This is a genomic window from Nitrospira sp. (genome assembly GCA_029194535.1).
Classification (GTDB): Bacteria; Nitrospirota; Nitrospiria; order Nitrospirales; family Nitrospiraceae; genus Nitrospira_C.
On sequence record JARFXR010000003.1, the window covers coordinates 1 to 26,477 of the forward strand.

The following is a 26,477-nucleotide window of genomic DNA, read 5'->3' on the forward strand; positions in this document are numbered from 1 at the left end:
CGACCGACGCCGATCGAATCGCGCGACTGATGCCCGGCGGGCTGGCGGGCATGGGTGTCATGCCGATGGGCGGCGGGATGCCGGATATGAATGCGATGATGGCTCAGGCCATGGCCATGAGCGGCGGACGAGGCGGTTTCGGCGGCATGCAGATGCCGCAAGCTCCGAAAGAAGAGGGCGTGATCTATCTCTGTGTGGCCGATGTACAGATTACCGATCGGAAGTTGGGCAAGCCCTTAGGGCGACCCGCCGACATGACGGGCGCAGCCACCGACCGGAAGGGTGACGGCTCCCTACCCAAAGTACAACAGATGCGGACGGTGGGCCACGTCCGGCAAAAAGATCTGGACATTCCTGAAGCCACGCCGATCATTCAAGAAAAGATTTCGACCGGGATCGCCGGGCTCTTTTAGCCTACTCGCGGTATCAAGTGAACGGCCCCGGCCTTGATCGCGGCGACGACGGACGATCCGGGTGTCAGCTGCAAGTCTTCCAGCGCCCCGCGCGTCACCATCGCGGTGAGGGGGAAGCCGCAATCAATTTTCACCTGGACCATCACGCCGCACAGCGCAACCTCACCGACGACGCCGACAAGGTGATTGCGCGCACTCGTCATACCGCTTCCCGCCTGTTCCAAGACCACGTCTTCCGCACGAATACAGACATAGACGCCTGCCCCGCATAGGCCTTGCCCCAGCCCTCTCAACGTGATTCCATTCACTGCGACGGTCGCCAACCCGTTGTCATTCGCCACCACCTGACCCTGCACGACGGTTTCAACCCCGACGACTTTGGCTACTTCCGCATCGGCCGGACGACTGAACACTTCCTGCGGTGTCCCCAGTTGCAGCACGGTTCCCTCGCTTATCACCGCCATCAGATCCCCCAGCGTCAGCGCTTCCTCCCAATCGTGCGTCACGATGATCGACGGCAAGGCCAATTGTTTCAGGAGGCTTCGCAATTCACCGCGAAGCTGAAGTCTGGTCGGCGCGTCCAGCGCCGACAGCGGCTCGTCAAGCAACAGCAACTGGGGTCTCGGCGCGACCGCTCGCGCGAGGGCGACCCGCTGCTGTTGCCCGCCGGAGAGCTCACGCGGCATCGCCGACTCCAGCCCGTGCAGTTGAAGCAACTCCAGCACCTCGCTCACCCGCCGCTTTCGATCCGACACGCTGAGGTGGCTCAACCCATACGCGATATTGCCCGCAACCGTATAGGTGGGGAACAGCGCGTATTCCTGGGCCATGTACCCGATCTGGCGAGCTTGCGGGGGAACGTTGACCCGAGCCGCCGTATCCAGCCAGGTGCGCGAGATGAAGCGGATCGTCCCCTGCTCCGGACATTCAAGTCCCGCGACCGATCGGAGGACCGTGGTCTTGCCTGATCCGGACGGACCGAACAGAATCAACACCGTGGAGGCCTCGACTGGATAGCGGATCCGTGCGCGGATCGTCGCGCGGCCTGTAAAGGTCTTGCTGATGTCGATGGCTATTTCCGCGGCCATGCCGTCCACATGTTCCGATTGACTGCATACACGAGGAGCAAGACCAGATAGGAAATCACCAGAAGAAAGGCGGAGGTTTTTGAGGCCTGGGCATAATTCAGGGCCTGCACCTCATCATAGATATCGATGGAGACGGTTCGCGTCACGCCTTCGAGGTTGCCGCCTACCATCAGCACGACGCCGAATTCACCGAGGGTGTGGGCAAAACTCAACACGACTCCCGTCACGAGACCGGCGGTGGAAAGCGGCACGATCAGCTTGAAGAAGGTCTTGAGCCGAGACAAGCCCAGCGTCCAAGACGCCTCGATCAGCTTGCGGTCGACTTGATCGAAGGCCGACGCGAACGGCTGGACGGCAAACGGCAGGCTATAGAGGATGGACGCCAGCAGCAGTCCCTGAAAAGTGAACGGCAACGATTGGCCGACGACGTCGGTGTAGAATCGCCCGAAGGGACTGTGCGGGCCGATGGCGACCAGGATGTAGAATCCCAGCACGGTGGGGGGAAGCACGAGCGGAAGGGCCACCACGGACTCGACGAGAAATTTCCATCGTCGCCTTGAATAGGCCAGCCAGTAGGCGATCGGCAATCCGAGGACGAGTAGGACCGCAGACGTCAGGGAAGCCAGCTTGAAAGTGACCCAAATCGCCGTCCAATTCACGATACCGCCCCGGTCTTCATCAGAGCCGGTGCCCGTTCCCCCACAACGGGATGCCGCGGGGAAACGGGCGCCGAATGCTACTTGCCGATCATGACTTCGGTGGCCTTCACGGCGACCGTTACCGAGTCGTTGACCTTCAGGCCCATGTTCTTGACCGATCCCTCCGTGATGGCCGCAACAAATTCCAGTTGTCCGACCTTGACGATGACTTCAGCCATCGCCTGTCCGTCCGTGATCCGAGTGACGGTTCCCTGAAATTGATTCCGCGCGCTGAGCTTCATGATCAACCTCCTGTACGGTTATGAACGGTGATAATTGGGCCTTGCTGTGGCTACTTGCATCGAAACTGTATACCCCAGCGCCGCCCGGTGATCTCACCTTCCTGACCTTCCGAGCTTGACATGCCGGAGTAACCCTTCACCTCTCCGTCCCGCACGACAGTATAGCCGGAGGGACATTTCTTCTCGATGACCTTCAATGCCTCCTTTCGATGCGGTGATCCCATGGGACCTCCCCGGTCCTCTTTGAACAAATAGGTCACGACCCCTCCCGTCTCGGTCTCTCCCGCGAGTTGAACCGCGTCGGAACAGCCCGCGCAGGACAGAAACGCCAAGACGCACAGGCGAGCCGGAAGTCGCTTATGCCGGAACGGTAAAACCATAGCGCTTCATGATCTCCTGTCCTGCCGACCCTTTCATGAAGTCAAGGAACTCCTTCGCGACTTGCGGACGCTGCGACGCCTTGAGTATCACGGCGCCCTGTTCCAACGCCGGGTGCGCAGTACTCGGCACCTCCCAGTAGCTGCCCTTGGCTTTCATCGTCGGGGCAAGGGCCAGCGACAGCGCGATGATGCCGATCTCGCAGGCTCCAGACTCGACGAATTGAGCGGCCTGAGAAATATTTTCACCCAAGACCAGCCGGTCTCTGACCTGTTCATAGACGTGAAAATGCTCCATGGCGGAAACGGCGGCGCGTCCGTACGGCGCATGTTTGGGATTCGCGATGGCGATCTTCTTGATGCCCGGCTCTCGCAAGACCTCCATGCCCTTCGTCGCATCGAGCCGCGATTGGTGGCCGGCCCAAATCACGATCCGTCCGACCGCATATCGATAGAGCGACCCGGGCACGACCAAACCGGCTTCTTCCAGCTTCCGAGGATAACCGATATCGGCCGAAAAATAGAGGTCGAAGGGAGCGCCATTTTGGATCTGCGCGTAAAAGTTGCCCGACGATCCCAACGACAATTTGACCTGATGACCCGACGCCTTCTCAAATTCGCCCACGAGTTCCTTGAACGCAAAATTCAAATCCGAGGCGGCGGCGATGGTGAGTTCGTCACCGAATCCAGATGTGGGGAGAGACAAGACTGAAACAACGACCGTGATGATCAATGCAGGATATAGGCTGAAACATCCGCTCAGGCTTCTTATGACCTTCATATGCCCTCCAGTAAAGTTCACTCATAATTCTGACGATAGCAATTTGTCTGTCACCGGTTCAATTTCCCTCGATCTCCCTGGACCCAACTCCGGGCCACGGCTGGTGAGTGTGACGTGTTCATTGCGGATTTGACAATGATGAACGGTCCGGACGCGCCGGTTGATCATGGCCGAGTTCCTGGTCCTCCCCTACTTCGATGTTGTTTCGGTCGTGTGGTCCTCCTCCGTTGGAGGCACTCGTCTCGGTTAGACATGGCGATTCCGGTTCCCGCACATCTGCCTTAGAAAAAGATCTGATACTGAACCCGGATCAGATTCTCGATCAGCGTCCCGCCTCGCGCATCGAGCGGAACCGTCCCTGCTTGTGGGGGAAGGGGTGCGCTCCGACCGATCGCATATCCGCCGGTACCCATCTGAATATTGCTATAGGTGATCATGATTTGATGGTCGTAGGTGCCACCGAGGAACCAGTTCAGTGAGGCGTCGGTCTCGTATATGAGGTCGCCGCCTGAATGGGTATCCGGATCCCAATAGGCAAACCGACCTGCGACTTCCAAGTACCGAGGAATGACATAGTAGCCGCTCTGCACGTACCAGCCGGTGGCGTTCCCTATGAGTCCCGGCGCCGTCACCGTGCAGGCGGTATTCATGCAGGGCAGGCCCTTCTCGTGGCGGTCGATGTTCTTGAAGTACCATTCTGCTTGCAGGGAAAAGCCTCGATACTTGAACACGGCGTCTACCCCATAGCTGAGGAGATCCACCACGCCCCAGCCGAGTTGTCTGCCGTTGCCGAACGCGGCGATCTGCCGGCGGAAATTCAGATTGGCCAAGTCCGTGCCGATGTAGGAGCTGTTGGAGCTGGCATTGACGGCTGGGTTATAGGAGATATCACCGCCGAGAGCCATCTGGGGTTTCTCCGAATACGCATTGTCTCCCTCTCCGTATCCGGGCCTTCCCAATATGTTCCAATTGAGCCGAGCCGTATACATCAACTGGTTGACGTCGAACCGCAGGTTCGCATTGATATTCCGCTGGGGAGGCGGACAACCTGCGGGCGAAGGAAAAGGAGGTTGCCCCGTCGTCCCTCCCGGACACCCCTCCGTCGGCTGCTCGCTGAAGAATCCCCCGAATCGGTTGAAGCTCGGCCCGGCGCCGTTGAAAATTCCGAAGTAATAATTGAGGGGGTACACTTCCTCATCGTTCATGAGAGTGATCCCGATATCCCGCCGATCCAAGCCGCTGGCGGTGAAGGCGTCCATCACCAACGCGCGTTCGGCAAATTGCATGGAGGCGGTGCTGTTGATCTGCGACCGATTGAAGAAGACCTTGTATTGACCGAACATCACATTGAAAAGGGGATAGTGGGTGCTCTGAAAGGCCAGGTCCAGAAGCCGGACGGATCCCGGCGTCTGCGAATTTTCAGCTGTCTCTCCAGACAGCTGAATGAGGTACTTGAAATCGGGATTGAACAAATGCCCCATGAAGTAGAGGCGCGCGCGCCGCACGTTGAACGAGGAGCCTTCGGCGTCCGACCGGTTGGCCCGGTAATCGCCGAACACTCCCAGCAGTTCTGGAAAATTCTTCGCGTCCCCCGGATCACGCCAGGCCTCGTTGCGAGCCCGTTGCGTGAACCGGAATTGGGCGCGGAAGCGGATCTTGAGAAAAAAGGCGTTATCGTTCATCGAGAAATTGAAACCGCGGTCGTACCAGATCTTTGAACTCGGTTGCAGGAGGTAGGCCCGTTCTTCCGACTCCCTTACCACTTGGGAGTACTCTTCCTGTGTGATGACTCCCTGCTTCACCGCCCGGTCGAGCAGGAGCTTGGTGGCCGGGTCCATACTCTCCACAAAAACATGCTTCCCATCCTTCTCCACCAACTTGCCGGTATCCGCCGCGAGCGCGGATCCCGCCCAAGTCATCAAGCCACAGACGATGATCAGAACCCGACGGGCCATCTCCCCAGATGTGATCCGCCGGCGACAGTATAACGTATTATTACGTAATGGTGTTGTCACGGGCATGCTCCTGTGTTGTCTGCCGTTGGGCATCGAACTGCTGTCGGTTGCTGTTACTGGGCGACGGGGGGCGGTTTCGGAGCGCTGGTCGGGCCCGCCTCCCCCGATCTGAGGAATTGCCGGAACTCGACGGCGTGGTTGCCTTTGCCGTCATTGGTCCAGAAGCGGCCCGGCTCGAAATAGAGAATGTAATCGCGCGGCGGAGGGGGCGTGGTGGGATAATTACGATAGTAGAGATCGGATGTTCGAATCGGAATCGGCGTCCTGAACTGTTCGATGGTGAGATAGAGATAGGGGTCTCGAATCGCGAGCCACCCCTCCACGACCACTCGGTCATACTTGGTCAACTGCGGCGTTCGAGTCTGAAAATATACCCGCTCGTTCGGACCGGCTTTCTGCAGGGCCTCTGAAAGGTACGGCGCCAATTCGCGTAGTTCATCCTCCCGCAGCAACGGATTCGGCGGCATCTCCTCGGCAAACCAACGTAGGGGCAGCCGCTGCTGCTCGCGAATCGAGAAGCCCTTCAGGATAGCCGCCATTTCGGCGGGGGGAACCTGCACCGGATGGGTATAGCCGCGGGACTCGACTTCCCGTTGAAGGGTCACCAGGATCTGTTCATCCTCCTGGACCGTTGCCGTCGTGTAGGGCAGCCTGGCGCATCCCACGTTCATGGATCCCACCCCCGCCAGAAGCGACAGACTCAGTAACGCGACCGATCGCACATTCCGCTCAAACCATCTCCCTCGCATTGCACTCCTCCTCCACTGGCACAAGACCTTAGCTTCCCGGCACCGCATAACCGGCCCGGCGCACAGCCGACTGTCCTTCGGCGCTTTGGATAAAATCGAGAAATGTTTCGCAGAGCGTGCGATTCGGGCAATACCGTTCCATGGCCATCGAATGCACGGCCGGTTGGTACCCGTCTTGTATGACCGCAACCACCCGTAACCGCTCCTGTTCTTTGACCGCCTCATGACCGTAGACAATTCCCGCGTCTGCCTGGCCTCCGAGTACATGGTCCACGACTCCTCGTGAATCAGTGGCTTCATGCAGTCGGCCCGCAAAGGTAGAGCCAAGCCCTAGAGAGCTCAGCGCTTCCTGCGTTTGTTTGCCGAGGTAGGTGAGGCCATGGTCTGCGACCGCCAAGCGGGCGGTGCTCCGACTCATCGCTTCCAGGGATTCCGGCGCTTCGACCAACGATTCCGGCACGACTAAGACGAGTTGGTCTTTCGCATAGGATCGTTTCGTGCCCGGCAGCACATAATATTTCGTCTCCAATCGTGAGATGAGCTCATCGCCTCCCGGCGCGACCAGATGGATCGGGCCCGTCTCTATGAAATAGCGGCCCACCATGCTGTTTTGCATTCCTGCAATGCCTTGTCTCATGGCCAATGCCGCATTGAAATGGAGCTTGACCCGAATACCGGGATGAGACCGCTCGAAACTCGTGGCGAGTTGCTCCAAGACCCCCTTAAGGCTGGGGGAAGCCGCGATCACCAGTTGTTCGAAGGCGTGCCCGGAAGTCGCAGAAACGGGAAGGAGAGCGACGGCGAGGAGGAGGAACATGAGCCGAACGAGCTTCATCGGCGGTCTCCCGGGGTGACCCGATTCATGATCGCAAGATGTGCACCTTGCCGGTCTCGCTCGTATCGTAGCCACCGAGGGCTTCGATCTCGTTGCGAAACGGACGGCTGACGATCGTCTCGAAGAGATTGGCCAACGTAGGATGAGACTTCAGATAGGTCTTGGGTACGACGAGGTCGTAGCGGGCCGACTGCAGCGGCACGAAGTCCAGATCGAAGTATTGCGCCGCCGAGCGAATACCGATGCCGACATCCGCGTGGTGCCCCGCAATCGCCCGAGCCACTTCGAAGTGAGAGAACACCATTCGGTCATAGCCCCGCACCTGTGCGGGGTCGACCCCTGCCTCGCGCAATTGCCGATCGAGAAGGAGACGCGCCCCCGACCCTTCTTCCCGATTCAGGAATGTCACCGTGGCGTCGGCAAGGTCGACGGCTGCGCGAATCGACTTGGGATTCCCCTTGCGAACAAGAAACCCTTCCTCCCAGGTTGCGAAGGTGACCACGTCGTAGGCGGAACCTTTTAGGGCACGCCGAACAAAGGGAAGGTTTGACTCTCCGGTGGCGGGATCAAATAAGTGCAACCCAGCGACGTGAACCTCTCCACGCTGGAGCGAACGAAGCGCCGCCATACTGCCCATAGTCCAGCCGACGACCGACGTCTGGTCCTTCCGCCTCCTCATATGTTCGCCCGCGAGGAAGATGGCCGGATCGCAGCCGGCCACGGAAATTTGCTGTTCGATCACGTGGCGGTCACGCGACAGCATGACTTCCACCGTGGCTCCTTCACCCGGGGAAAGAGGCTCGCTCAGATAGCCATCCGCGCCCACGGTGCAGGACAGGACGTCGCCAAGCCCTGTCACGGGACGCACGACGATTCGGGACCCCACCATCGCGACCTTGACGCGAACCGGCGGGCGTGAAGGATCTCGTTCGGAGACCGTGCCGATGAAAGTGCCCCGGATCGGTTCGATGGGCCGGGCAAGACTAAACAGGTCTTCGACTCGACAGGAGAGAACGGCTGCAAGCCTGAGGGCGACAGCAGTGGTGGGCAGATAGAGGTTGGATTCGATCGACGACACAGCCTGACGGGTGACGCCGGCTCTTGAGGCCAACTCACCTTGCGACAGACCGCGCGCCGTGCGCAGCTTCTTCAACTCGTTCCGAAAATGGTCGGCGGATTCAGCCTGGTGTCTGACGCCCATGACGGGGCCATATAGCAAGTATACATTTATAATGTCAAGTATACTGTCCTATTTTTTTCTTGTCTCTCCACTTTCGTCCTCAAACAGTGGTTGTACTTTCTGTCTCTTGCTTGGTTGAACAGAATCTATTGTTGACAAACTAGATTCAGTTAATTTATAAATGGCGAACTTAATTCCAATCGGAATAGTAGGAATTATGCTGCATCAAGCCAATATTGCTCTTCGGAAGCATCCGCTCCGACTCGTGCTCCTCGTCTTCGTTGTATTGGCACTCACGATTTCGCCACAACCGGCCATCGCGTTCAATTGGGTCCCGACTGACGAGGAATTAAAGAAGTACCGCCAGGGTTGGAATCCATTTTCCGAGGGACCGTTGCTGATCCAGTCCGTGGATATTCATCCAAAGGGCCAGCTCTCAGTCCGCCCCTTCGTCTTTTCGTCGATCTCCGAGAAGAGCTACGGCAATACGCTGTCTTTGCCGAACCATGCCAATCCGGGACCGGTCCACACCTACGCGGTGTCGCCTTTGATTACAGGCGCCTACGGCCTGACCAATCACGTGGAGCTCGGTCTGGCCACCTCGATGATTGCGTTCTGGTCCAAGGACTCTCAGGCCTACAACGAAGGAAAAGGCGGCCCCTGGTTTACCGACACGGGCATGGGCGATACCTCGATCGTCATGAAGTACCGACCGGTCGTCCAGGATCCCGATACCGCGCGACCTTCGTTTACGCTGTACTCGCAAATCGTGCTCCCTACCAGTCGATGGACCGATACCAACCGGCCTCCCGGCGGTTTCGCGCCTCTTGGCCGTCTCCCCGCCACAAGGTTCGGGGAGTTGGGATTCACCGAAGGGTTGACGTTCAGAAAGAACTTGAAGCCCTTCAGGATCAGCGGAGGGGTCTACTACACCTTTTCGGCACCGGGCAGCGATAACGGCACGACCACCTATGTCGGCGACGTCATCAACACCAGATTGATCTTCGAGCACTTCCTCAATGATAAGCAGGGTCTGGCCTACAACCTCGAATTCGTCACGGTCAGCACCGCGACCTGGCGCGCAGACGGCCACGCGATCAATCGCGGTCCCATCAACGGATCCACCGTGATCGGCGTGGAGCCGGCCATTCAGTTCAAATTCACCGACTCTCTGGTCGGAGCGGTCGGCGTGCTGTTCACGGTTGCGGGCCAGAACGCGGGGGATGCCATTTATCCTAATTTTTCCATGCAGTGGTACTGGAACAAGGGCAAGAAGGTCATCATGCGGTAACCAGTCGCCGACTTGGGATGGGACGCCGGCCGGCTTGATTATGGACGAGCAATCTGGGACACATACGCAGAATCACGCCGGTGTCGAACAGGCCATGCCGGCAGCTTTGAAGGGCATCCGCTTTGGTTCCGTGGAGATCCTCGTTCATGACTCCAACGTGGTCCGGATCGAACGGAAGGAAAAGACACGATTCGACAAGTAGGACGGAAAGACATATGACGGACACTCCTCTTGAGCGGCCCCCTCACATCGGCATCATCGCCGGGACGGCCGAAGGTGCGGCGCTCTGCTATCGGACCTTGTGTCACGAGGCGGAGAAGTTCATGGGCCGTCATGCCCATCCTGAAATCACGCTGCATACGTTCTCGCTGCGTTCGTACTTCGATCTCATCGACCGTGACGATTGGTCCGGTGTCGCAGATCTCTTATCGCGATCGGCGAGCACACTGGCGAACGCGGGGGCAGACCTGATCATCTGCCCGAACAATACGTTGCACCGCGCCTACGATCTGGTCCATTCACCGGTACCCTGGCTCCATATCGCGGCAGTGGTGTCGGAAGAAGCGGCCGGCAGAAAGTTTCAACGCGTGGGACTCCTGGGCACCCAGACCGTGATGGAGGGCACGATCTATCTTCCACACCTGACTCGAAGAGGAATCGAACCGGTGATTCCGGATACTCAAGCGAGGATCCGCATTCAACACATTATCCGGACCGAACTGATCGGAGGGTACAGCAATCCCGAATCACGCTCATATCTGCGGGAAGTCATTGCCGAGCTTGCGGCCACGGGAGCCGAGGCCGTCATCTTGGGCTGCACGGAGCTCCCGTTGATCCTGTCGGACGAGCTGTCGCCGATTCCGCTCTTGGATTCCACACGGTTGCTGGCCGGGTCCGCGCTGCAGCGTGTCACGTCGCGCCGAAGGGATCCTGCCGTTCGTAACAATAGGCCTGTCATCGCCGGACATGAGGAATATTCACGATAAGGAGCACCATGCCTCTCATCATCTCGATTGCATGTGCCGCTTGGTTTATGGTTATCCTTCCGACCTTCGTCGCCGCAGGCGATACGATCCGCGTGGGCCACTTTCCCAACGTGACGCATGTCCAAGGCGTGGTCGCACAGCATCTTTCGCGGACCGGCCGCGGCTGGTTTGAAGAGCGGCTGGGAAAGGACGTCAAAATTGAATGGTACGTCTATAATGCAGGGCCGAGCGCGATGGAGGCGATCCTGGCGGATTCCATCGACCTCGCCTATGTCGGTCCGAGCCCCGCGTTGAACACCTATACGAAATCCGGCGGAGAGGAAATTCGCATCATTGCGGGAGCGGCTGCCGGAGGGGCCGCCCTCGTCGTCCAACCGGATTCCGGCCTCGCGAAGCCGGCGGATTTTCGCGGAAAGACCATCGCCACGCCGCAGCTCGGCAACACCCAGGACGTCGCCTGCCGGGCGTGGCTGAGCAACGGGGGATTGAGGATCACGCAGACCGGCGGTGATGCCTTTATCGTTCCGACGGCAAACCCGGAGCAGTTCGCGCTCTTCAAAAGCAAGAAGCTCGACGCCGTCTGGACCGTGGAACCGTGGGTCTCCCGGTTGGAGCGCGACGCAGGAGGAAAAATCCTCGTGGAGCAATCGAAGGACAGCATCACCGTCCTCGTGTCGAGCGTGAAGTTTCTGAAATCAAAGCGGGAACTGGTCAAACGGTTCGCACAGGCCCATCGAGAACTGACCGCGTGGATTGTCGAGCATCCGGACGAAGCGAAGCGAATGATCCAGCAGGAACTGGTCGCCGAGACCCGCGCAGAGGTGTCCGCGGATTTGATCGGGCTGGCCTGGAAACGGATCGCACTGACCGGCGACGTCGCGCTCGACGAATACCAACACTTCCTTGCGAATGCACAGCGCGCCGGCTTCATCCGTCAGACACCCGACCTCTCCCGGCTCATAGAAAGGCTGCGCTGACATGCTCGCGCCCGAACAGGCTCCTGTACGAGTCGCGGACACGAAACTGGTTCTCGAACACGTGTCGAAGTGGTTCAAGACCCGCTCGTTGAACGTCCACGCGCTCGACGATGTCACGCTTCGGATCGCCGAGGGGGAGTTCGTCTGCCTCGTGGGACCGAGCGGCTGCGGGAAATCGACCTTGCTCAATATCATTGCCGGCCTCGACCGAGCCGACCGCGGCCTCGTGCAAGCCGACGGACAGCCGATCACCGGCCCAGGTCCGCACCGCCTCATGATGTTCCAGGAAGCCGCCCTCTTCCCTTGGCTCACGGTGCTGGGCAACGTGCTGTTCGGTCTGAAGCTCAACAGCGGATTGAATGCGGCAGAACGCCGTGAGAAAGCCGAGTATTTTCTCGAACTCGTCGGCCTGAAGCGCTTCATGCACTCCAACGTCCACGAGCTCTCCGGCGGCATGAAGCAGCGTGTGGCGCTGGCCCGCGCGCTGGCGCCGCAACCGAGCGTGTTGCTGATGGATGAACCGTTCGCCGCGTTGGACGCCTTGACGCGCGAACAACTGTACGGCGACCTCCAGCGCATTTGGAGCCACCATCGTAAAACCATCGTCTTCGTCACACACAACGTGCGCGAAGCCGTGTGTCTCGGAAGCCGTGTCATTCTCTTTTCCCCGCATCCCGGACGGATTCGCGAAGAATTCGCCATTCCCCTGCCGCGGCCCCGCGACATCAACAGCGTCGAACTCGCCCGCTATGCAACGGAGATCACACGGGTCTTGAAAGGATACGTGCAGTCGGAGGTGGCAGGATGATCGTACGATGGCTGGCCGCCATGCTCTTCTTCGTCGGACTGGTCCTGGCGTGGCACCTGGTGGTGCAGGCTCATATTTGGTCCCCGCTCCTGCTCCCTTCCCCGGCCGGCGTCTTCGAGTATCTCCGGAGCGCCGCCCAGGACGGTTCGCTCTTGGAGGCCACGGTCGTGACCGTCCGACGGCTGCTCATCGGGTACGGTTTGGGTATTGTGGTCGGTCTTCCGCTCGGCCTCCTGACGGCATCCTCCCGATGGAGCCACGACACGATCGGCATTCTGGCGCTTGGACTCCAGACGCTTCCCAGCGTCTGTTGGGTGCCGCTGGCCTTGCTCTGGTTCGGGCAGACTGAATCCGCCATGCTCTTTGTGGTCGTGATGGGAACCCTGTGGTCGCTCATCATCGCGACCGACAACGGCGTGAGGACCATCCCGCCCATCTACACACGCGCGGCCCGGAGCATGGGCTCGACCGGCCTGCACACCTGGACTCACGTGGTCCTGCCCGCCGCGCTCCCCTTCCTCCTGAGCGGGATGAAGCAAGGCTGGGCGTTCGCCTGGCGCTCCCTCATGGCCGCCGAAATCTTCGTGACGATCCTGACGGGGTTCGGCCTCGGACATCTGTTGCACTACGGTCGGGAATTGAACGCGATGGATCAAGTCATCGGAGTCATGCTGGTGATCGTGGTGATCGGTCTCGCCGTGGACAAGACCTTGTTCGCTCCGATCGAACGGTTCCTCCATCGACGTTGGGGAACCGCCCAACACTAACCCCAATTCGAACGTAATTCCATCGGCCTGGCCGTGCGCCGCAGCGGGTGTTGCGGCGATTGGGCGCCCATCTCACCCGCCCGCCCCGACCGCGCCAACACGCGGTCTCTACCCGAAGCGCCCAGCGGAAGGAATACGGCGACTCAGGTCGTCGGGTAGCAGGTCAGTGTCCCCTTGCGTCATGCCCGCGAAGGCGGGCATCCACTCCTCGATCAAGACTCCATACGGAGGAGAAGACCTTGACTGGATTCCCGCTTCCGCGGGAATGACAAACTTCAGTGGATCTGATGGCAAACTGACCCGCTGCCGGTCACCGGTTCAACTGGCACCCAATTTGTCGGTATGATACGGTAGCGCCATGAACCGCTCTCCGACGGGGTGGTTTCGCCATCTCTCGATCGGACAAAAGTTTCTCGTCTCCTTTGGGCTGATCCTCTCGCTCTTGGCGCTGAGCCTGACGGCGCTCTTGTTCTATCTCTCCCGCATCAACAGCTATGTCGACCGACATAAGCGGATCACCGTCCCCGCCATCGTCACCGCCGCCGACATGCAGCGGGATGCCTATGACCTGAAGCTGGCCCTGCATCTTCACGTTGAACGGAACTCCTCCGATTCTCTGACCGAGACGCTCGCCGAGATGGATCGCCACACCGCGGATATCCGAAACGCGCTGGACCTTTACAAGCGCACTCATGCGGCGCGCACCCATCCCGTCCTGTACGGGATGTTGGAGGAGCATCGGCGCATCGATCTGGCGGACAGGGAGGATCGGGCGATCGAGGATATCGCCGCGTCGCTGGCTGAACTGACCGCCGCGTGGAAGCGTTTGCCCGTGCAGATCGCCCCAGCCCGACCGGACATGGCGTTGACCGATCGGCTCATGACGCGAGTCCTCGACGGCCTCAATCAACTCGTCGAAGCCCACACACAGATCGACATTGAAATGAAACACGAAGGGGATCGTCTGCTCGGCCGTGCGCGCCTCATCGCGTTGGCTCTGACCCTGTTGCTGGGCCTGGTCATCGCCGCCACCTATGTGCTGGCCACCAGGCACATTGCCCGTCCGCTCACGACGTTGGCCGCAACAGCCGATCAAGTCGCCCATCACGATCTCACAGCCCAGTTCATGCCTTGGCCCAGTCGCGACGAGGTCGGCACGCTCGCGGGCTCGCTGGCTACCATGCTGGCCGGCTTGCGGGAACACAGCACCGCGCTCATCCGCAAAACCAAAGAGCTCGAAGCCTTCACCTATTCGATCGCGCACGACCTCAAAGGTCCATTGCGCGAGATCGAAGGCTTCTCGTCGCTGCTGGAGAAGCAGTTCGCCGATTCCGGAGACGCGCAAGCCAACCATCACATCGGGGTGATCAGGTCCTCGGCCATCCGGCTGACGCACATGATCGACGCGTTATTGAAATATTCCCGGCTCGAGCAGCAGGAACTCCCCAAACAACGGTTCAACGTGCGGGACATGATCCAAAACCTGGTCAACGACCGGTCGGCTTCCGGGCAGATCGCGGATCGGGCGGTTCACGTCGATCTCCCGTTCGATGAGCTCTACGGAGAGCCCGTCAGCGTCCGACAGGCTCTCGCCAATATATTCGACAACGCGGTCAAATTTTCCCGCGGCCGACCGAATCCAGACATTCGTATCAGCGGCGCGGAAGACCCCGTGCAACAGGTGATCCGAATCACGGATAACGGGATCGGCATCGAAGCGGCTCAGACCGAGAAGATCTTCGGGCTATTCGAGCGCCTGCACGGCCCTCAGGACTACGAAGGCACCGGGGTCGGACTGGCGATCGTGAAACTGGTCATGGACAAGCATCACGGTCGAGTCTGGGTCGAATCGACGCCAGGCACTGGGAGTACGTTTTCTCTCGCGTTCCCTCACGGGAACATCGGCACGTGAGTTTTTGAAACCGTCGCTCCGTGCGGGAAGACAGAAAGAGAATAGGAACGGCGACAGACGACATGCGCGCCCTCATCATCGACGACGAAGAATATGTCCGCCTGGTGCTCCAGCAGGCCCTGCGGGAGGAGGGCTGCGAGGTGACCGCGGCCAAGAACGGCAAGATCGGCATCGAACTGCTCCAATCGACCACGTTCGACTTCGTCGTCACCGATCTCCGCATGCCGGGCATCGACGGCAAAGCCGTGTTGAAATGGGTCAAGGAGCACCAGGCCGAGGTCGATGTCGTGGTGCTGACCGGACACGGCGACGTCAAGGATGCCGTCGAGGCCATGCGACGAGGGGCGTGGGACTTTCTGATCAAGGACACGCCGTTCGATGCGACCGTCGTCAAGTCGGCCCTGGCCAAACTGCGCACCATGCGCGCGCTGCGAAAAGAGAATCTCGCGGCTCGCCACGGGGGATTCAGTCGCGACGTGATCGTGGAGGGAACGAGCCACGCCTGGCGGCAGCTCAGAACTCAGATTACGAAGGTCGCTCCCTCGAATGCGCCGATCCTCATTCAGGGCGAGACCGGCTCCGGCAAAGAAGTCGTGGCGCGGCTGCTGCATGATCTCAGCACCCGGGCGAGCGGCCCGTTCTTGTCCGTCAACTGCGGCGCCGTGAACCGGGAACTGCTGGAAAGTGAGCTGTTCGGGCACGAGCGAGGGTCGTTCACGGGCGCAACATCGCCCAAGCAGGGTCTCGTCGAAGCCGCTGAGGGCGGCACACTTTTTCTCGACGAGATCGGCGAGATGCCGGGACCGATGCAGGTGACTCTCCTACGATTTCTCGATCGAGGCGAGTACCGACCGGTGGGCAGCACGAGAACTCTGCACGCCGACGTGCGCCTCGTCGGAGCGACGAATCAGGACATCCAGGCGCTGGTCGGGCAAGGACGCTTCCGCGAAGATCTGTTCTATCGGATCAATACCGTGACCCTGCAGGTCCCGCCGCTTCGTGAGCGCACGGAAGACATTGCGCCCCTGGCCGAACATCTTCTCCACAACGTCCGGGCTCCGGGATCTTCGATCCGCCGACTTTCGGCGAATGCGCTCGGACGGCTGACATCCTACCGGTGGCCCGGCAATATTCGAGAACTGCGCAACGTCATTGAACGCCTCGTGATGCTGGGCACAGGCACGGACGCCATCACGGACGAAGAGGTCAGGCAGGTCTTGCCAAAGCCCCACGACAGGCTTCCGCGAGAGGAGCTGTCGCGCGCCTCGCTCGAGGAAGTCGAACGCCGGCACATCAAGCTGGTGCTCGATGCCTGTGACGGCAACAAGACACAGGCGGCCAAGATCCTGGCCATCGATTACAAGACGTTGCTGAGTAAGTTGAAGAAAGACGACCCGGACCGTTGATTCGACGTCTCTCGCGTTTCGCTCCTTCGGACGGAACGGGGTGTTTCGCTGTTGCGGCTTGCAGAAGATATTCACTTTTTCAATGAGACGCCTGCCTACCGGCCAAACCCATTTTCAGACGTTGCTCTCGCTTCTTGCGTCAGTCTCCCTGTTCGGGACACTCGGCTCATCGCTGTCGCCGGTGTACGCGCAACGCGGGGGCGACGTGTTTTCCAGCGACAGCGGGACCGGCAAGACCTGGTGGGACGTCAAGCGGAAGGACTATCCCGAATGCAAGGGGCTCGTGGACCAGCATGAGGAGATGACCGGTGATCTGTATCGGCTCGATGCCGAGGCCAAGCAGGCGGTCGAGCCCGAACGAAAGCAGATCGTTCAACAGATCAACGATCTCAGCCGTCAACGCACGAAGGTGCAGAAGCAGATCTTTGAGTGCATTCGTAAGCCCAGCAGCAAGGAATCGACCTCGCCCCCCTTGCTGAAAGGCAAAGTCGAGAAGGACGATTCACCTTCCGGCGAACCGGATAGGCCCCAAGCCAAACCTCCTTCCACAAGGGACAACGCGCCTCCTCCAACACGGAAGAGTCCTCCGCCTAAGAGCCCGCCATCTTCGACCAAGCAGGTACAGCCGCCAGGCCACCAACGGGAGCCGGAATCACCGGAATACGGTCTTTTTGGGCCGGGACAGCCTGACCCGATTTTCCTCTTTGCGGACGGCACCTCGAAAGGGATTGCGGAGTGCTTCGAAGAGGACGTGAAGCCTGAAAATATCCTGACCGGCGCCGTGATCGGGAGACTCAAGAAGTTTCAACGAATCGGACAAGCCGTCTCGACCATAGGAAAGGCGAACAACCTCGCGTCGATCTACGACCAGCTGAGGCAGTTCGACCCGACCATGAACGATTACCAGCTTGGCCGGTATCTCGCTCGGCTGTTGTGCGAAGGGCGAGACCTCCCCGACATTGGAGGCGGCACTCGTCGAAACCCGAACGGGTCGGATTCGGGCACACCAGGCAAATCGGCCGGAGTCGAAGACGTCCACAAGAAACGGCCGGATGACGAGGGGCCAGAAACCGGAGACAACGGCAACAACAGGCTCTGGAAGCCGAAGACGCACTTTCCGCCCGCTCGGCCTCCACTCGATCGAGGCATGCCTTTGGAAGACCACAAGCAGCTGATGAAGCTTGCGGTAGAGGAAAAGAAGATCATCATCGTCCGGGATTCGAGTCCCGCGGCCATGCGGTGGGTAGGCCGGCCGCGGCACATCCCGAAACCACAGGACGTCAAGGCCAAAACGATTCCCTATGACCCCGGCAAGACGTGGCAGGAGAATCAGTTCGCAGGTCTGGCCTCGGCCAAGGGACTTTCAGATGCCGATCGGAGAGAGTTACTCAAGAAACGCTACACGATCCGCGGAGAACATGAAATCATCGTGGACCCAAAGGGCAACCGTCTGTACAGCGATACCGATCTTCATGGTGTCTATGACATGAACGGGCAGGATGCCTGGTCGGATGGCATGAAACAGAGGATGAACGATGCATTCCTGGAAAATATGGTCCAGCACGGCCCGCATGACAATTGGCCCATCCGAAACGACAAGGAACTTGCCGGCTCGAACGCCGGGCCACAGATCGGTCAAAAAGACGGCCGACCGCACACGGTCACGGCCTACCTGCCTGACGGCACGACTCAACGCATGGAGACACTCCCCCAATTGAAACAGTTTTACGAAGCCAACGGGATCGATTGGAACTCGATCTACCCAGGCTATTGAAGGCGAGCGTTGGCTTCGGAGGCTCTGAGGATTCACGATGGCGCCATCTCTGTCATTCCCCTTCATAGGCTGGGTTGTCGCAGGGATCTGGCTGCTCGCTTGGCCGGTTTTTGCCGAGCCGCAGGGCTCGGATCAGTTCAGCACATCAGGGGAGTACGATCGATTCGCCGTCGGCAACGCTCACCGCTGGTACGACAAGCACTCCACGGGCGCCAAGCAGAAATCCAGCCACTGTCTTGCGATCCTGGATGAAGCGAAGACGTTTCAAGACAACGGCTTGGCTCTCGATGAAGCAGCGAGACAGCCCGGTTTGGACAGTCGCCAGGCCACTGCGCTCCGTAAGCAGGCCAACGAACAGTTCGGACTCAGAGACAAGAAGATACGCGCCTTTATCGATTGCTTCAATCAAGCGAATCGGAAAAGCAGCCCGGGCTCAGATCAGTTCGCAACCGGCGGAGACGCTCCACGCGGCGACAACCGGCAGGCACAACCAGGAACGCCATCCTCGCCGAGATCTCGCAAGGATGGCGACAACGGTCAGACACAGCCGCCTCGTCCCACGCACAAGCCAGGCAGCACCGATCAGAGGACACCGTCTGATGTCTTCTCTACCAAGGGAGACAAGACACCTTCCGAGGGCATACCGACACAGAAACCATCGGAACAGCCCTACGGATCGGGATCGGACCAGATACGAACAAGACCGGACCCCACTGGAAAGACTCCGCCTGACATCTTCCACACCAGCCCCGGTAAACAGCAGCCCGGTGATGTCTTTGAGACGAATTCATCGGATCGCGCCAAGCCCACCGAACAAAAATCAAATCCGGTACACATTGATACGCAGCCTCGAGAGAAAATCTGGAACCTGCAGCAGCTGGCCGTCTGGGTGTTTGAGAACTACAAGAGCAGCATCGGTCCCATCTCCACCGTTCCCATTAAGAATGCTGCCGAACCGACCTATCTCGTTTTGCTCTCAGGTTTGGATCTCTTCAAGCTTGGCCGAGCCACCAGCACGTTGGTGGATGCAAGAATGGCGTTCACCAATATCGCCGTACTCGACGCCTATTTGGACGCAATATTGGTCGCAACGAAGTCGCTGCCACACAAAGCCAACCTGATCATCGCCGGCCACAGTTTGGGAGGCATCGAAGCACAGAAGGTCGTATCTCGTCTCAGAGAAGCAGGTTTCCATGTGCAGCAGGTCATTACGTATGGTTCGCCCATCACCGCCTTTCGTGATGGCACAACGCAGTATCGCTACGTCACAGCCAAGGGCGACCAGATTGCCGAAATCTATCAGCTTCAGGATAATAATCCTGCGATCGTCCGAATTCCTGGAGGTACGGATCCGTTACCTTTCTCTCCCAACAGCAGCCACCAGATTTATCCTCGTTCTCTGCAGTTGACCTATCGCACGGTGCCCAAGGTCGCCCACATCAGCGCGCCATGCTGGGAGCTCGATCTCCATCAGGTGGTGGAATATTCCGCCCCAGACCTGGCGTCACGAATTCTGCGACTCCCTTCCGGGGACTATAAACGGGCGATGCGAATCTGCCCGCGCAATCCGGGCTCTAGTGATCCCCATTGCGGTTGCGCACGTGACTCAAGGGGCGGACACATGAGCAGCAATTGTTTTTGGGCATCGCTTGCGGAAGATTTGACTCAGGAAACAGGCGGTCGGATTCAATACTGGGCTCCTTGCGAGCCGCAGGGGACACAGGAGGCGGTCATTAATGAGGCGTTGCTCCGGCACTATGGAAGAAATCACCAACAAGTAGTTCACAATCGGAAAGAAATCGACGACGCCTTGAAGAGCCCGGGGAGCAGAGGCGTCGTCTTCTTTACCAACCTCACAAGGGTCCAACCCATCGATCGCTCGGCTCCACGGGAGCCTGGAGCCACCTACAGAGAACTGAGCGGGCAGCTCTATAAAGAGGAGCCTGGGAAATACTACCACGCGATCGGCCACGAGCTCTTCCAAAAGCACCGTCACGTTGTGAACGCCAGAAACAACGGAGTGAAGGTCGTCATTTATGATGCGCAGTCGTCTTCGCCGGAATTTATGTGTGACGCCGGCGACTATTTCAATATGAGAACGCTTGAGATCAAATTCTTCCAGACGAAGTTCGCGCCTCGGGACAACCGGCACAGCGCCAAGCCCACATCACAATCTCAGTAAGCGGGGTCTTCCAAGTTCTAATGCCCTCCCTGAATGTGATCGATCGCCGATCCTCACCTGCACGCTGGCTCTTCTTGATCCTCGTGCTCGTACCTCTTGTTCCAACCTTGATCTCGTCGATCGATACCGTGCGCGCGCAACCCACCGGCGGCGACGTGTTTTCGAGCGACAGCGGGACCGGCAAGACCTGGTGGGACGTCAAGCGGAGGGACTATCCGGAATGCAAGGCTCTCGTGGACCAGCATGAGGAGATGACCGGTGAACTGTATCGGCTCGATGCCGAGGCCAAGCAAGCGGTCGAGCCTGAACGAAAGCAGATCGTTCAACAGATCAACGATCTCAGTCGTCAACGCACGAAGGTGCAAAAGCAAATCTTCGCCTGCATTCGCGAGTCCAGCCGCTCGCGTCGATCAGACCCGCTCGCGGGGGACGCCAATGACGAAGGATCACCAGCCGAGCGATCCGACGGCGCGATTCGGGGTCAGGAGATCCTGACGCCGCAAGGCAGGAAGCTCCTGTTTCAATTGAGCGCCGAGATGAATGAGATCGCCAAGGATCAAGCCGGCCACAGTGACCCAGGCAGCGAATTCCTTGGGGGCTTGGCCGAGTGGGCCGGCGAAACCCTTCAGCTCTTGGCGCAGAAGCCCGGCGCGCCGGTCGAGCAGATGGCCAAGGGCATCATGGACTACCTCACCAATGACAACGCCGCCAATCACGCCGCACTTCGCGCCGCCGCCGAGCAGGCTGTCCGCGAATTCCAGGAGAACCCGGCGCGATTTCTTGGGAAGAATCTGCCCGACGTGCTGCCCACTCCGGGAAGCGCCGCCAACAAGGCCCGCGCGCTTCAGCGGGTTTCGCAAGCTGAGAAGGCCGCCGCCCGCATCAAACGCATGGCCGACGCCAAGAATAAGCTGAAAGAGTTCTACAAAAAGGTCGGCCCACCTGGTCAGGGCTACGGGCCGGACGCCCGGATTCGTGCCTGTTCGGCGATCAACTCGTGCGTGGACAAAGCGCTGGCTGAAGCGCAATTGTTCAAGACCGGAGGCCCTATCGGTGATGGAACGCCCTGGGATATCGTGGGGGTGCACAACCTCCAGACGCCGAAATTCCCCGATGCGCCGAGCGGAAGGCCACCCCTGACGCCCGACTCGCCGAACTGGCCGAAGGGCAGGCCATACGACCCGAACCAGCCGCTGCTCGACTTGCACCACACTCGCGAGCAGCTGTACGCCAAGCTGAAGCCTTACGGTGACGGTTTCAAGCCGCGGCAGACAGGCACCTACAACCCTGAGCAACTCGACATGATCTGGAACGGCGAGCCGATTCCCATGAAGGGACCAGAACACATCGCGACGATCCTGGAGCGCGAGGGTGTCGGAAGTCAGGGGTTGGTGATGGTCGAGTTAAAGCGACCACAAGGCGATGTGGCCGGCCACGTGGTCAATTTCCAGAACCCAAATGGAAAAGTCACTGTCGTCGACAGAACTCGTTTACGAATCGACAGCTCGGAAGTGGAGAACTGGTTCTTCTTCCCAATCTATTAGCCCACATAGTTCCGTGTGCCGTGAAGGGGAAGCGTCCCACCCGTGCGGGTCCTCTCGCAACAAGAGGAACAATTCGTCTGCGTCTACTGCAGCAATCCGCTGCCACGGTTCACGAACCGCGACTTGGCTGGCCCGCTGAATTGATCCCGGATACCGCAGTTGAATTTGGGCCTGAAGTCCCGGACGAGCGATGAGGGCTCCTCCAGTTTGGACATCAGGCGATCAGTCACTGATCGCGTTGTCATTTCGATGATCGGTTGGTCATTTCGAACGGAGTGAGAAATCCTTGTCTCGAGCACAGCGTGAGATCAAAGCAAAGGGGTCGGATCAAAGCAAAGGGGTCGGGAGTCTTTTCTTGACGGTCTACCGAGGAATTAAGACTCCCGACCCCTTTTCCGTCCCTTTTCGTCCCCCTCACCGCAGGGCAGGATCGCCGCAGTTAGACCCTCCCCCTTTAATACAGCTCTCATAGGCACGCTTTCGCGAGATTTGATTCTGTTCAGCCCGTACCGCCTCTTCTTCCCGGTCCGCCTGATGACTGGCCTGGCGCAGGTAGGCCATCCGTTCGGCCGAATTGTTGAACGTCCGGCCGGCCGGTTCGATGTTGAGAACGACCGAGCGCAGCCGGTTGCCCACCACTGCGGCTTGCTCTTGGTCGTTTCGGAAGCCCACGTAGCTGTTCCGTCCTTTCAGATGATTCGAAAAATAATTGGCTTGACTGTGGCCCTGGTCTCCCGCCAGGTCGAACCAGCGAATCGCCTCCTGCCGATTCTGCGGAACGGTCATGCCGAATTGGTAGACACGACCGAGCAGGAATTGCCCCTCGGCATTTCCTTGCTCCGCGCTCTTGCGAATCCACCGGACGGCCTCGGCCCAATCTTCTTTCACGCCGGTCCCGTTTTCATAGATTTGCCCCAGATAGTTTTGCGCTTCCGCATACCCCTGCTCTGCCGACTTGCGATACCACCGAACGGCTTCGTCGTTGCTCTGACGGACCCCCTCGCCGCGTTCATACTGATAGGCGAGCAGATATTGTCCCCTGGGATGGCCTTGGTCGGCTAACTTTTGAAAGACCTTGGCTGCTCCGCCGAAGTCCTTCGCCTTGTACAGCCGTAACCCTTCGTTAATCTGTTCCTGGGTCGGCGTGAGCGTCGCTGGTGCTCGACCGAGACCGGCAAGCGCCAACGAGGCGTCCCGCGCTCCCGCGGTTTCCGCTTTGGTGTAGTAGATCCTCGCTTGCGTCAGATCTTTCGAGACGCCGATACCGTGTTCATACGCGCGCCCCATGTGGAAGAGGCCGTCGGGATTGTTCTGGTCCGCCGATTTTCGATACCATTTCACGGCTTCGACAGGATCAGCTTTCACGCCATTGCCTTTCTCGTAGAAAAAGCCGAGCCACGCTTGCGCGGCAGCGTAGTTCTGCTCAGAGGCTTTCCGAAACCACGTGGCGGCCTTTGCAAAGTCCTTCTTGTGATTGAGGCCATACGCGTACGAAAGCCCCATACAATATTGATCGGCAGGAGCTTTCGAATCATCACCGAGGCGGACAATGATCCGACGACAGGCGGCCAGATCGTCACTGGCGTCGGCATAGGCAATGGCAGGAAGGATGACGCACGACAAGACCAGCCACACGACGATTTGCATAACCACCTCCGATCACCGATCGAGGATCAAAACAACAAAACACCGGGGTCGGGAGTCTTACTTCTTCGCTGGGCCGTCAAGAAAAGACTCCCGACCCCTTTTCTTTGGCCTTTTCTTCTGGCCCGCCGGCGGGTCTTTCCGGCTAATTGCAAGATCCGCCGAAAGTGGCCTGCCTGTCCGGTGTCCATCTGCCGCCGGCCATCGTGCACCCGGTGTCTGTCGTTTGGCTTGAGAGGGCAGCTTGGGCCATCGCCTGCTCGGCTTCGATGCGATCGAACTCTTTGGCCATTCGTCGAATGTAGGCAGTCCGCTCGCCGCTGTTGTGGAATATCACTCCGACCGGATCGGCGGGGCAGCGGAGGCCGCCGATGGCATTCCGTTCCTGCTGATCGCGAAAGCCGATGCAGTTGCTATAGTCGTTCAGCCATTTGGCCCAATAGGCGCCTTTGGGATGTCCGAGCTTATCGGCTTTCTTGAACCATTCAATCGCGATCGCGCGGTTTTGTGGCACGGCCATGCCAAACTCGTACATGCGGCCCACCGCGAAGGCCGAATCTTGGAATTTCTCAGCCCCCTTGAAGTAAAGACGGAACGCCTCGGCCCAATTTTCTGGAACGCCCTTTCCGAGTTCGTAGAGCAATCCAAGTGTCTTCTGGCCGATCGGATTGCCCTGGTCGGCCGATTTCTTGTACCAGAATGCTGCTTGCTTCTCGTTCTTCGGCACCCCGTCGCCGAATTCGGTCAATTGTCCCATAGCCAGCTGACAATCATCGTTACCCATTTCCGCGCATTGTTGATACAGTTTTGCCGCCTGCTCGAATCTTTTCTGCTTATATGAGCGATAGGCTTCGGCTTTGATATTCATGCCCGGCCTGGTGTCCTTCAGATCCTGCTCTCGTTTCTCTATGAATTTCGGAGCGGCCCTGTCACCCATCTCAACCGCTTTCTTGAGGAGTTCGGTGGATTTCGCTTCGTCATGCGGTACGCCGGTCCCGAGATGATACAGATTAGCCAGTCGGCGCGCCGCGGCCGCGTTGCCGTTGTCGATGCCCTTTTGATACCACTTGGCTGCCGTCGCCGGATCTTCCTTCACGCCGCTTCCTTGCTCATAAAGGATTCCCAACACGAGCGGGGCGCGCATGTGACCGGCATTGGCGGCCTGTTCCAACCAAGGTATCGCGTTGTGATATTCCTTCGACACGTACAGTTTGATCGCGCCCGCGCAGAACATCGATTGCGCGTCGCCCGACTTGGCTTCGGCGATGTGCCCTTGCAGCGCAATGCCAGCCGGAGCTTTGTGCAGGCACTCCGTATCAAGAAAGCTCTCGGTGACCTTCGGATCGGAACTGACAATACCTCGGGGAGAGTCAAATGGAGCTGGGCCTTTTTTTTGTGAACCTGTCAGAGGGATGGAAGGTTCAATCGGGCCTGTTCCGCCAGGTTGTCCAGTGGGCCGGCGAGATGACGGTGGGGAGCTGTTCGTGTCCTGACGGGTCAATAAATCAGCGAGCGCCCCTTCTTGGTTGATTCTGGTTGCCTTCACGAAGGACTGGGAAGGGTCCGTACTCACTAGTTTCGTCCCCCCATCGGCAAGAGCAAGCCGGTTGAGGTATCCACCGTGTTTCCATTTGAGCGCGACAGCACCCTTAGCCGCATCCAGGCATTCCCAAGTGCCCGCGTTCCCGGACTGTTGCGTGAACGTCCCGTCGGCGTTGATCGTCACCTCACCGCCGACGAACCAGGCCCACTTGCCGACGACGGCATCACACGAAGCTGTGTACGCAGGGTTTGGGAAAAAGAAACCGGCCAGTCCAGCGGCCAACACGACGAGGGCTGTTCCCGTTCTGATGCTAATCATGGAGAGTCTCTCTTACGGCTTCGACCACCACAATCCGAGTCCAACGCAGGCACGAGCCTTCCCTCCAGTTCCCGCACGACATGTCCTTGGTTGAACGTCGAAACAAATGGGCCGGGCGTCTTAATTGATCGCTGGGCCATCAAGAAACGACTCCCGACCCCGTTTCGTTATCCTTGTGCGCACAGGAGAGCGCAAGCGCCATCGCTGCTGGAACTGTCCAACCACCATTCAATGAGATGGCTCGCGAGGCCGGCATGGTCAACCTCCTGAGCGGGAAGAACGGAAGCCAGGCTACTGCGTTGCCGGAGACCTGTCAATCAGAGAAGCCTCAGAGAAGCCCCGATACCGCCAGTCCCTCGAAAGGGAGGTCATTGAAGTTCGCCGAAAGCGAGAAGTACCATTCCGCCCGGTGCAAAAGCACTCATCGATTACCATCACGCCCAACGCGGGCTTCACGCAGCCGGTCACGTTCAGTTGCGGTGGCTTACCGGTCGGCGCAGCTTGCAGCTTTAACCCGGCCTCGGTCACGCCGGCCGGTGGACCGATCAATCCCACCCTGACGATCAGCTCGAACGGCGGAGCGGTGGCGCTGCTTCCCGGCGCCTCGCCGACGATGTTTGCCTGGCTGCTCCCGGCCATCGGCCTGATCCCGATTGGCTTCCTCGCGCGACGACGTGGGACCGATCATCGCCTGCTTGGCATCCCGGCAGCCTGGTTGATTGCGCTGGCCGTGATCGGTACCTTGAGTTGTAGCAACAGCGATTCCTCGCCGCCGCCTCCGGCAACCAATTCAGGCGGAGGTCCGGCTGCGACCGGAACGTCGGCGGGCACATCGAATGTGACCGTGACTGCGAATTTCGGCTCGGGCAGCAGCGGCGTGCCGGTCACGCTGGTGGTGCCGCGCTGAAGCGGAAAGAGGAAACCGGTGTCAGCAACCGTTTTTGCCT

General features: G+C 59.2%; 24 protein-coding genes. 13 read left to right on the top strand and 11 right to left on the bottom strand.

The features are described 5' to 3' along the window. The coding region (gene traT, locus P0111_17205; GenBank protein ID MDF0645767.1) for a complement resistance protein TraT at positions 1–413 on the top strand (413 nt) is incomplete at its 5' end. Here the strand turns inward: traT and P0111_17210 are convergent. From P0111_17210 to P0111_17250, 9 genes are all read right to left on the bottom strand, one after another. Then, complete coding sequence (locus P0111_17210; protein ID MDF0645768.1) at positions 410–1,501, bottom strand: ABC transporter ATP-binding protein; 1,092 nt, start codon at positions 1,499–1,501, stop codon at positions 410–412. The two genes, traT and P0111_17210, sit on opposite strands and share 4 nt — an antisense overlap. Continuing rightward, on the bottom strand, positions 1,486–2,160 hold the full coding sequence (modB, locus tag P0111_17215) for a molybdate ABC transporter permease subunit (protein MDF0645769.1): 675 nt from the start codon (positions 2,158–2,160) through the stop codon (positions 1,486–1,488). The genes P0111_17210 and modB overlap by 16 nt, the downstream gene beginning before the upstream one ends. Positions 2,161–2,237: 77 nt before the next feature. After that, entirely contained in the window at positions 2,238–2,441 is a 204-nt protein-coding gene (locus P0111_17220) for a TOBE domain-containing protein (protein ID MDF0645770.1), read from the bottom strand. A 50-nt stretch (positions 2,442–2,491) separates the two neighbouring features. Next, positions 2,492–2,821, bottom strand: coding sequence for a hypothetical protein (locus tag P0111_17225; protein ID MDF0645771.1), 330 nt, complete (start codon positions 2,819–2,821; stop codon positions 2,492–2,494). Further along, entirely contained in the window at positions 2,799–3,599 is an 801-nt protein-coding gene (gene modA / locus P0111_17230; protein MDF0645772.1) for a molybdate ABC transporter substrate-binding protein, read from the bottom strand. Before modA (P0111_17230) ends, P0111_17225 begins: the two co-directional genes overlap by 23 nt. 281 nt (positions 3,600–3,880) lie before the next feature. Continuing rightward, positions 3,881–5,554, bottom strand: a complete 1,674-nt coding sequence (locus P0111_17235; protein MDF0645773.1) for a porin — start codon at positions 5,552–5,554, stop codon at positions 3,881–3,883. 113 nt (positions 5,555–5,667) lie between these two features. After that, on the bottom strand, positions 5,668–6,363 hold the full coding sequence (locus P0111_17240; GenBank protein ID MDF0645774.1) for a hypothetical protein: 696 nt from the start codon (positions 6,361–6,363) through the stop codon (positions 5,668–5,670). A 28-nt stretch (positions 6,364–6,391) separates the two neighbouring features. Beyond that, positions 6,392–7,198: a molybdate ABC transporter substrate-binding protein gene (modA, locus tag P0111_17245; protein ID MDF0645775.1), complete on the bottom strand. Its 807-nt coding sequence runs from the start codon at positions 7,196–7,198 to the stop codon at positions 6,392–6,394. Between the two features lie 25 nt (positions 7,199–7,223). After that, positions 7,224–8,399, bottom strand: coding sequence for a substrate-binding domain-containing protein (locus P0111_17250; GenBank protein ID MDF0645776.1), 1,176 nt, complete (start codon positions 8,397–8,399; stop codon positions 7,224–7,226). A gap of 196 nt (positions 8,400–8,595) precedes the next feature. Here P0111_17250 and P0111_17255 point away from each other — a divergent pair, with 196 nt between their 5' ends. From P0111_17255 to P0111_17305, 11 genes are all read left to right on the top strand, one after another. Further along, entirely contained in the window at positions 8,596–9,669 is a 1,074-nt protein-coding gene (locus tag P0111_17255) for a hypothetical protein (protein MDF0645777.1), read from the top strand. 40 nt (positions 9,670–9,709) lie between these two features. Then, on the top strand, positions 9,710–9,871 hold the full coding sequence (locus P0111_17260) for a YezD family protein (protein ID MDF0645778.1): 162 nt from the start codon (positions 9,710–9,712) through the stop codon (positions 9,869–9,871). Positions 9,872–9,884: 13 nt separating this feature from the next. Then, entirely contained in the window at positions 9,885–10,655 is a 771-nt protein-coding gene (locus P0111_17265; protein MDF0645779.1) for an amino acid racemase, read from the top strand. An 8-nt stretch (positions 10,656–10,663) separates the two neighbouring features. Then, positions 10,664–11,632, top strand: coding sequence for an ABC transporter substrate-binding protein (locus tag P0111_17270; GenBank protein ID MDF0645780.1), 969 nt, complete (start codon positions 10,664–10,666; stop codon positions 11,630–11,632). Position 11,633: 1 nt separating this feature from the next. Then, the gene (locus P0111_17275; protein ID MDF0645781.1) at positions 11,634–12,440 is read left to right on the top strand and encodes an ABC transporter ATP-binding protein; all 807 of its coding nucleotides are present in this window, start codon (positions 11,634–11,636) and stop codon (positions 12,438–12,440) included. Further along, positions 12,437–13,207, top strand: a complete 771-nt coding sequence (locus tag P0111_17280; GenBank protein MDF0645782.1) for an ABC transporter permease — start codon at positions 12,437–12,439, stop codon at positions 13,205–13,207. Before P0111_17275 ends, P0111_17280 begins: the two co-directional genes overlap by 4 nt. 358 nt (positions 13,208–13,565) lie before the next feature. Beyond that, a complete protein-coding gene (locus tag P0111_17285; protein ID MDF0645783.1) occupies positions 13,566–15,119 on the top strand; it encodes an ATP-binding protein in 1,554 nt (517 codons plus the stop codon). 62 nt (positions 15,120–15,181) lie between these two features. Continuing rightward, positions 15,182–16,525 carry a sigma-54 dependent transcriptional regulator gene (locus P0111_17290; GenBank protein ID MDF0645784.1) on the top strand — a complete coding sequence of 448 codons (1,344 nt, stop codon included), beginning with the start codon at positions 15,182–15,184 and terminating at the stop codon, positions 16,523–16,525. 82 nt (positions 16,526–16,607) lie between these two features. After that, complete coding sequence (locus P0111_17295; protein MDF0645785.1) at positions 16,608–18,299, top strand: hypothetical protein; 1,692 nt, start codon at positions 16,608–16,610, stop codon at positions 18,297–18,299. A 37-nt stretch (positions 18,300–18,336) separates the two neighbouring features. Further along, positions 18,337–20,481 (top strand): hypothetical protein, encoded by a 2,145-nt coding sequence (locus tag P0111_17300; GenBank protein ID MDF0645786.1) that lies wholly within the window; start codon positions 18,337–18,339, stop codon positions 20,479–20,481. Positions 20,482–20,501: 20 nt separating this feature from the next. After that, the gene (locus tag P0111_17305) at positions 20,502–22,025 is read left to right on the top strand and encodes a hypothetical protein (protein MDF0645787.1); all 1,524 of its coding nucleotides are present in this window, start codon (positions 20,502–20,504) and stop codon (positions 22,023–22,025) included. Between the two features lie 414 nt (positions 22,026–22,439). On the opposite strand, the gene P0111_17310 is transcribed toward P0111_17305, so the two are convergent. After that, on the bottom strand, positions 22,440–23,672 hold the full coding sequence (locus tag P0111_17310; GenBank protein MDF0645788.1) for a hypothetical protein: 1,233 nt from the start codon (positions 23,670–23,672) through the stop codon (positions 22,440–22,442). A 142-nt stretch (positions 23,673–23,814) separates the two neighbouring features. Beyond that, positions 23,815–25,530: a tetratricopeptide repeat protein gene (locus P0111_17315; protein MDF0645789.1), complete on the bottom strand. Its 1,716-nt coding sequence runs from the start codon at positions 25,528–25,530 to the stop codon at positions 23,815–23,817. A gap of 409 nt (positions 25,531–25,939) precedes the next feature. On the opposite strand from P0111_17315, the gene P0111_17320 reads away from it, so the two are divergent. After that, positions 25,940–26,437, top strand: coding sequence for a hypothetical protein (locus tag P0111_17320; protein ID MDF0645790.1), 498 nt, complete (start codon positions 25,940–25,942; stop codon positions 26,435–26,437). Positions 26,438–26,477: the final 40 nt, after the last annotated feature.

What these genes read in the sequence shown, in the direction of transcription:
- P0111_17210 (MDF0645768.1), bottom strand. Translation starts at nt 1,501, where the DNA reads ATGGCCGCGGAAATAGCCATCGACATCAGCAAGACCTTTACAGGCCGC.
- P0111_17220 (MDF0645770.1), bottom strand. Translation starts at nt 2,441, where the DNA reads ATGAAGCTCAGCGCGCGGAATCAATTTCAGGGAACCGTCACTCGGATC.
- P0111_17225 (MDF0645771.1), bottom strand. Translation starts at nt 2,821, where the DNA reads ATGGTTTTACCGTTCCGGCATAAGCGACTTCCGGCTCGCCTGTGCGTC.
- modA (MDF0645772.1), bottom strand. Translation starts at nt 3,599, where the DNA reads ATGAAGGTCATAAGAAGCCTGAGCGGATGTTTCAGCCTATATCCTGCA.
- P0111_17235 (MDF0645773.1), bottom strand. Translation starts at nt 5,554, where the DNA reads ATGGCCCGTCGGGTTCTGATCATCGTCTGTGGCTTGATGACTTGGGCG.
- P0111_17240 (MDF0645774.1), bottom strand. Translation starts at nt 6,363, where the DNA reads ATGCGAGGGAGATGGTTTGAGCGGAATGTGCGATCGGTCGCGTTACTG.
- modA (MDF0645775.1), bottom strand. Translation starts at nt 7,198, where the DNA reads ATGAAGCTCGTTCGGCTCATGTTCCTCCTCCTCGCCGTCGCTCTCCTT.
- P0111_17250 (MDF0645776.1), bottom strand. Translation starts at nt 8,399, where the DNA reads ATGGGCGTCAGACACCAGGCTGAATCCGCCGACCATTTTCGGAACGAG.
- P0111_17255 (MDF0645777.1), top strand. Translation starts at nt 8,596, where the DNA reads ATGCTGCATCAAGCCAATATTGCTCTTCGGAAGCATCCGCTCCGACTC.
- P0111_17260 (MDF0645778.1), top strand. Translation starts at nt 9,710, where the DNA reads ATGGACGAGCAATCTGGGACACATACGCAGAATCACGCCGGTGTCGAA.
- P0111_17265 (MDF0645779.1), top strand. Translation starts at nt 9,885, where the DNA reads ATGACGGACACTCCTCTTGAGCGGCCCCCTCACATCGGCATCATCGCC.
- P0111_17270 (MDF0645780.1), top strand. Translation starts at nt 10,664, where the DNA reads ATGCCTCTCATCATCTCGATTGCATGTGCCGCTTGGTTTATGGTTATC.
- P0111_17275 (MDF0645781.1), top strand. Translation starts at nt 11,634, where the DNA reads ATGCTCGCGCCCGAACAGGCTCCTGTACGAGTCGCGGACACGAAACTG.
- P0111_17280 (MDF0645782.1), top strand. Translation starts at nt 12,437, where the DNA reads ATGATCGTACGATGGCTGGCCGCCATGCTCTTCTTCGTCGGACTGGTC.
- P0111_17285 (MDF0645783.1), top strand. Translation starts at nt 13,566, where the DNA reads ATGAACCGCTCTCCGACGGGGTGGTTTCGCCATCTCTCGATCGGACAA.
- P0111_17290 (MDF0645784.1), top strand. Translation starts at nt 15,182, where the DNA reads ATGCGCGCCCTCATCATCGACGACGAAGAATATGTCCGCCTGGTGCTC.
- P0111_17295 (MDF0645785.1), top strand. Translation starts at nt 16,608, where the DNA reads ATGAGACGCCTGCCTACCGGCCAAACCCATTTTCAGACGTTGCTCTCG.
- P0111_17300 (MDF0645786.1), top strand. Translation starts at nt 18,337, where the DNA reads ATGGCGCCATCTCTGTCATTCCCCTTCATAGGCTGGGTTGTCGCAGGG.
- P0111_17305 (MDF0645787.1), top strand. Translation starts at nt 20,502, where the DNA reads ATGCCCTCCCTGAATGTGATCGATCGCCGATCCTCACCTGCACGCTGG.
- P0111_17310 (MDF0645788.1), bottom strand. Translation starts at nt 23,672, where the DNA reads ATGCAAATCGTCGTGTGGCTGGTCTTGTCGTGCGTCATCCTTCCTGCC.
- P0111_17315 (MDF0645789.1), bottom strand. Translation starts at nt 25,530, where the DNA reads ATGATTAGCATCAGAACGGGAACAGCCCTCGTCGTGTTGGCCGCTGGA.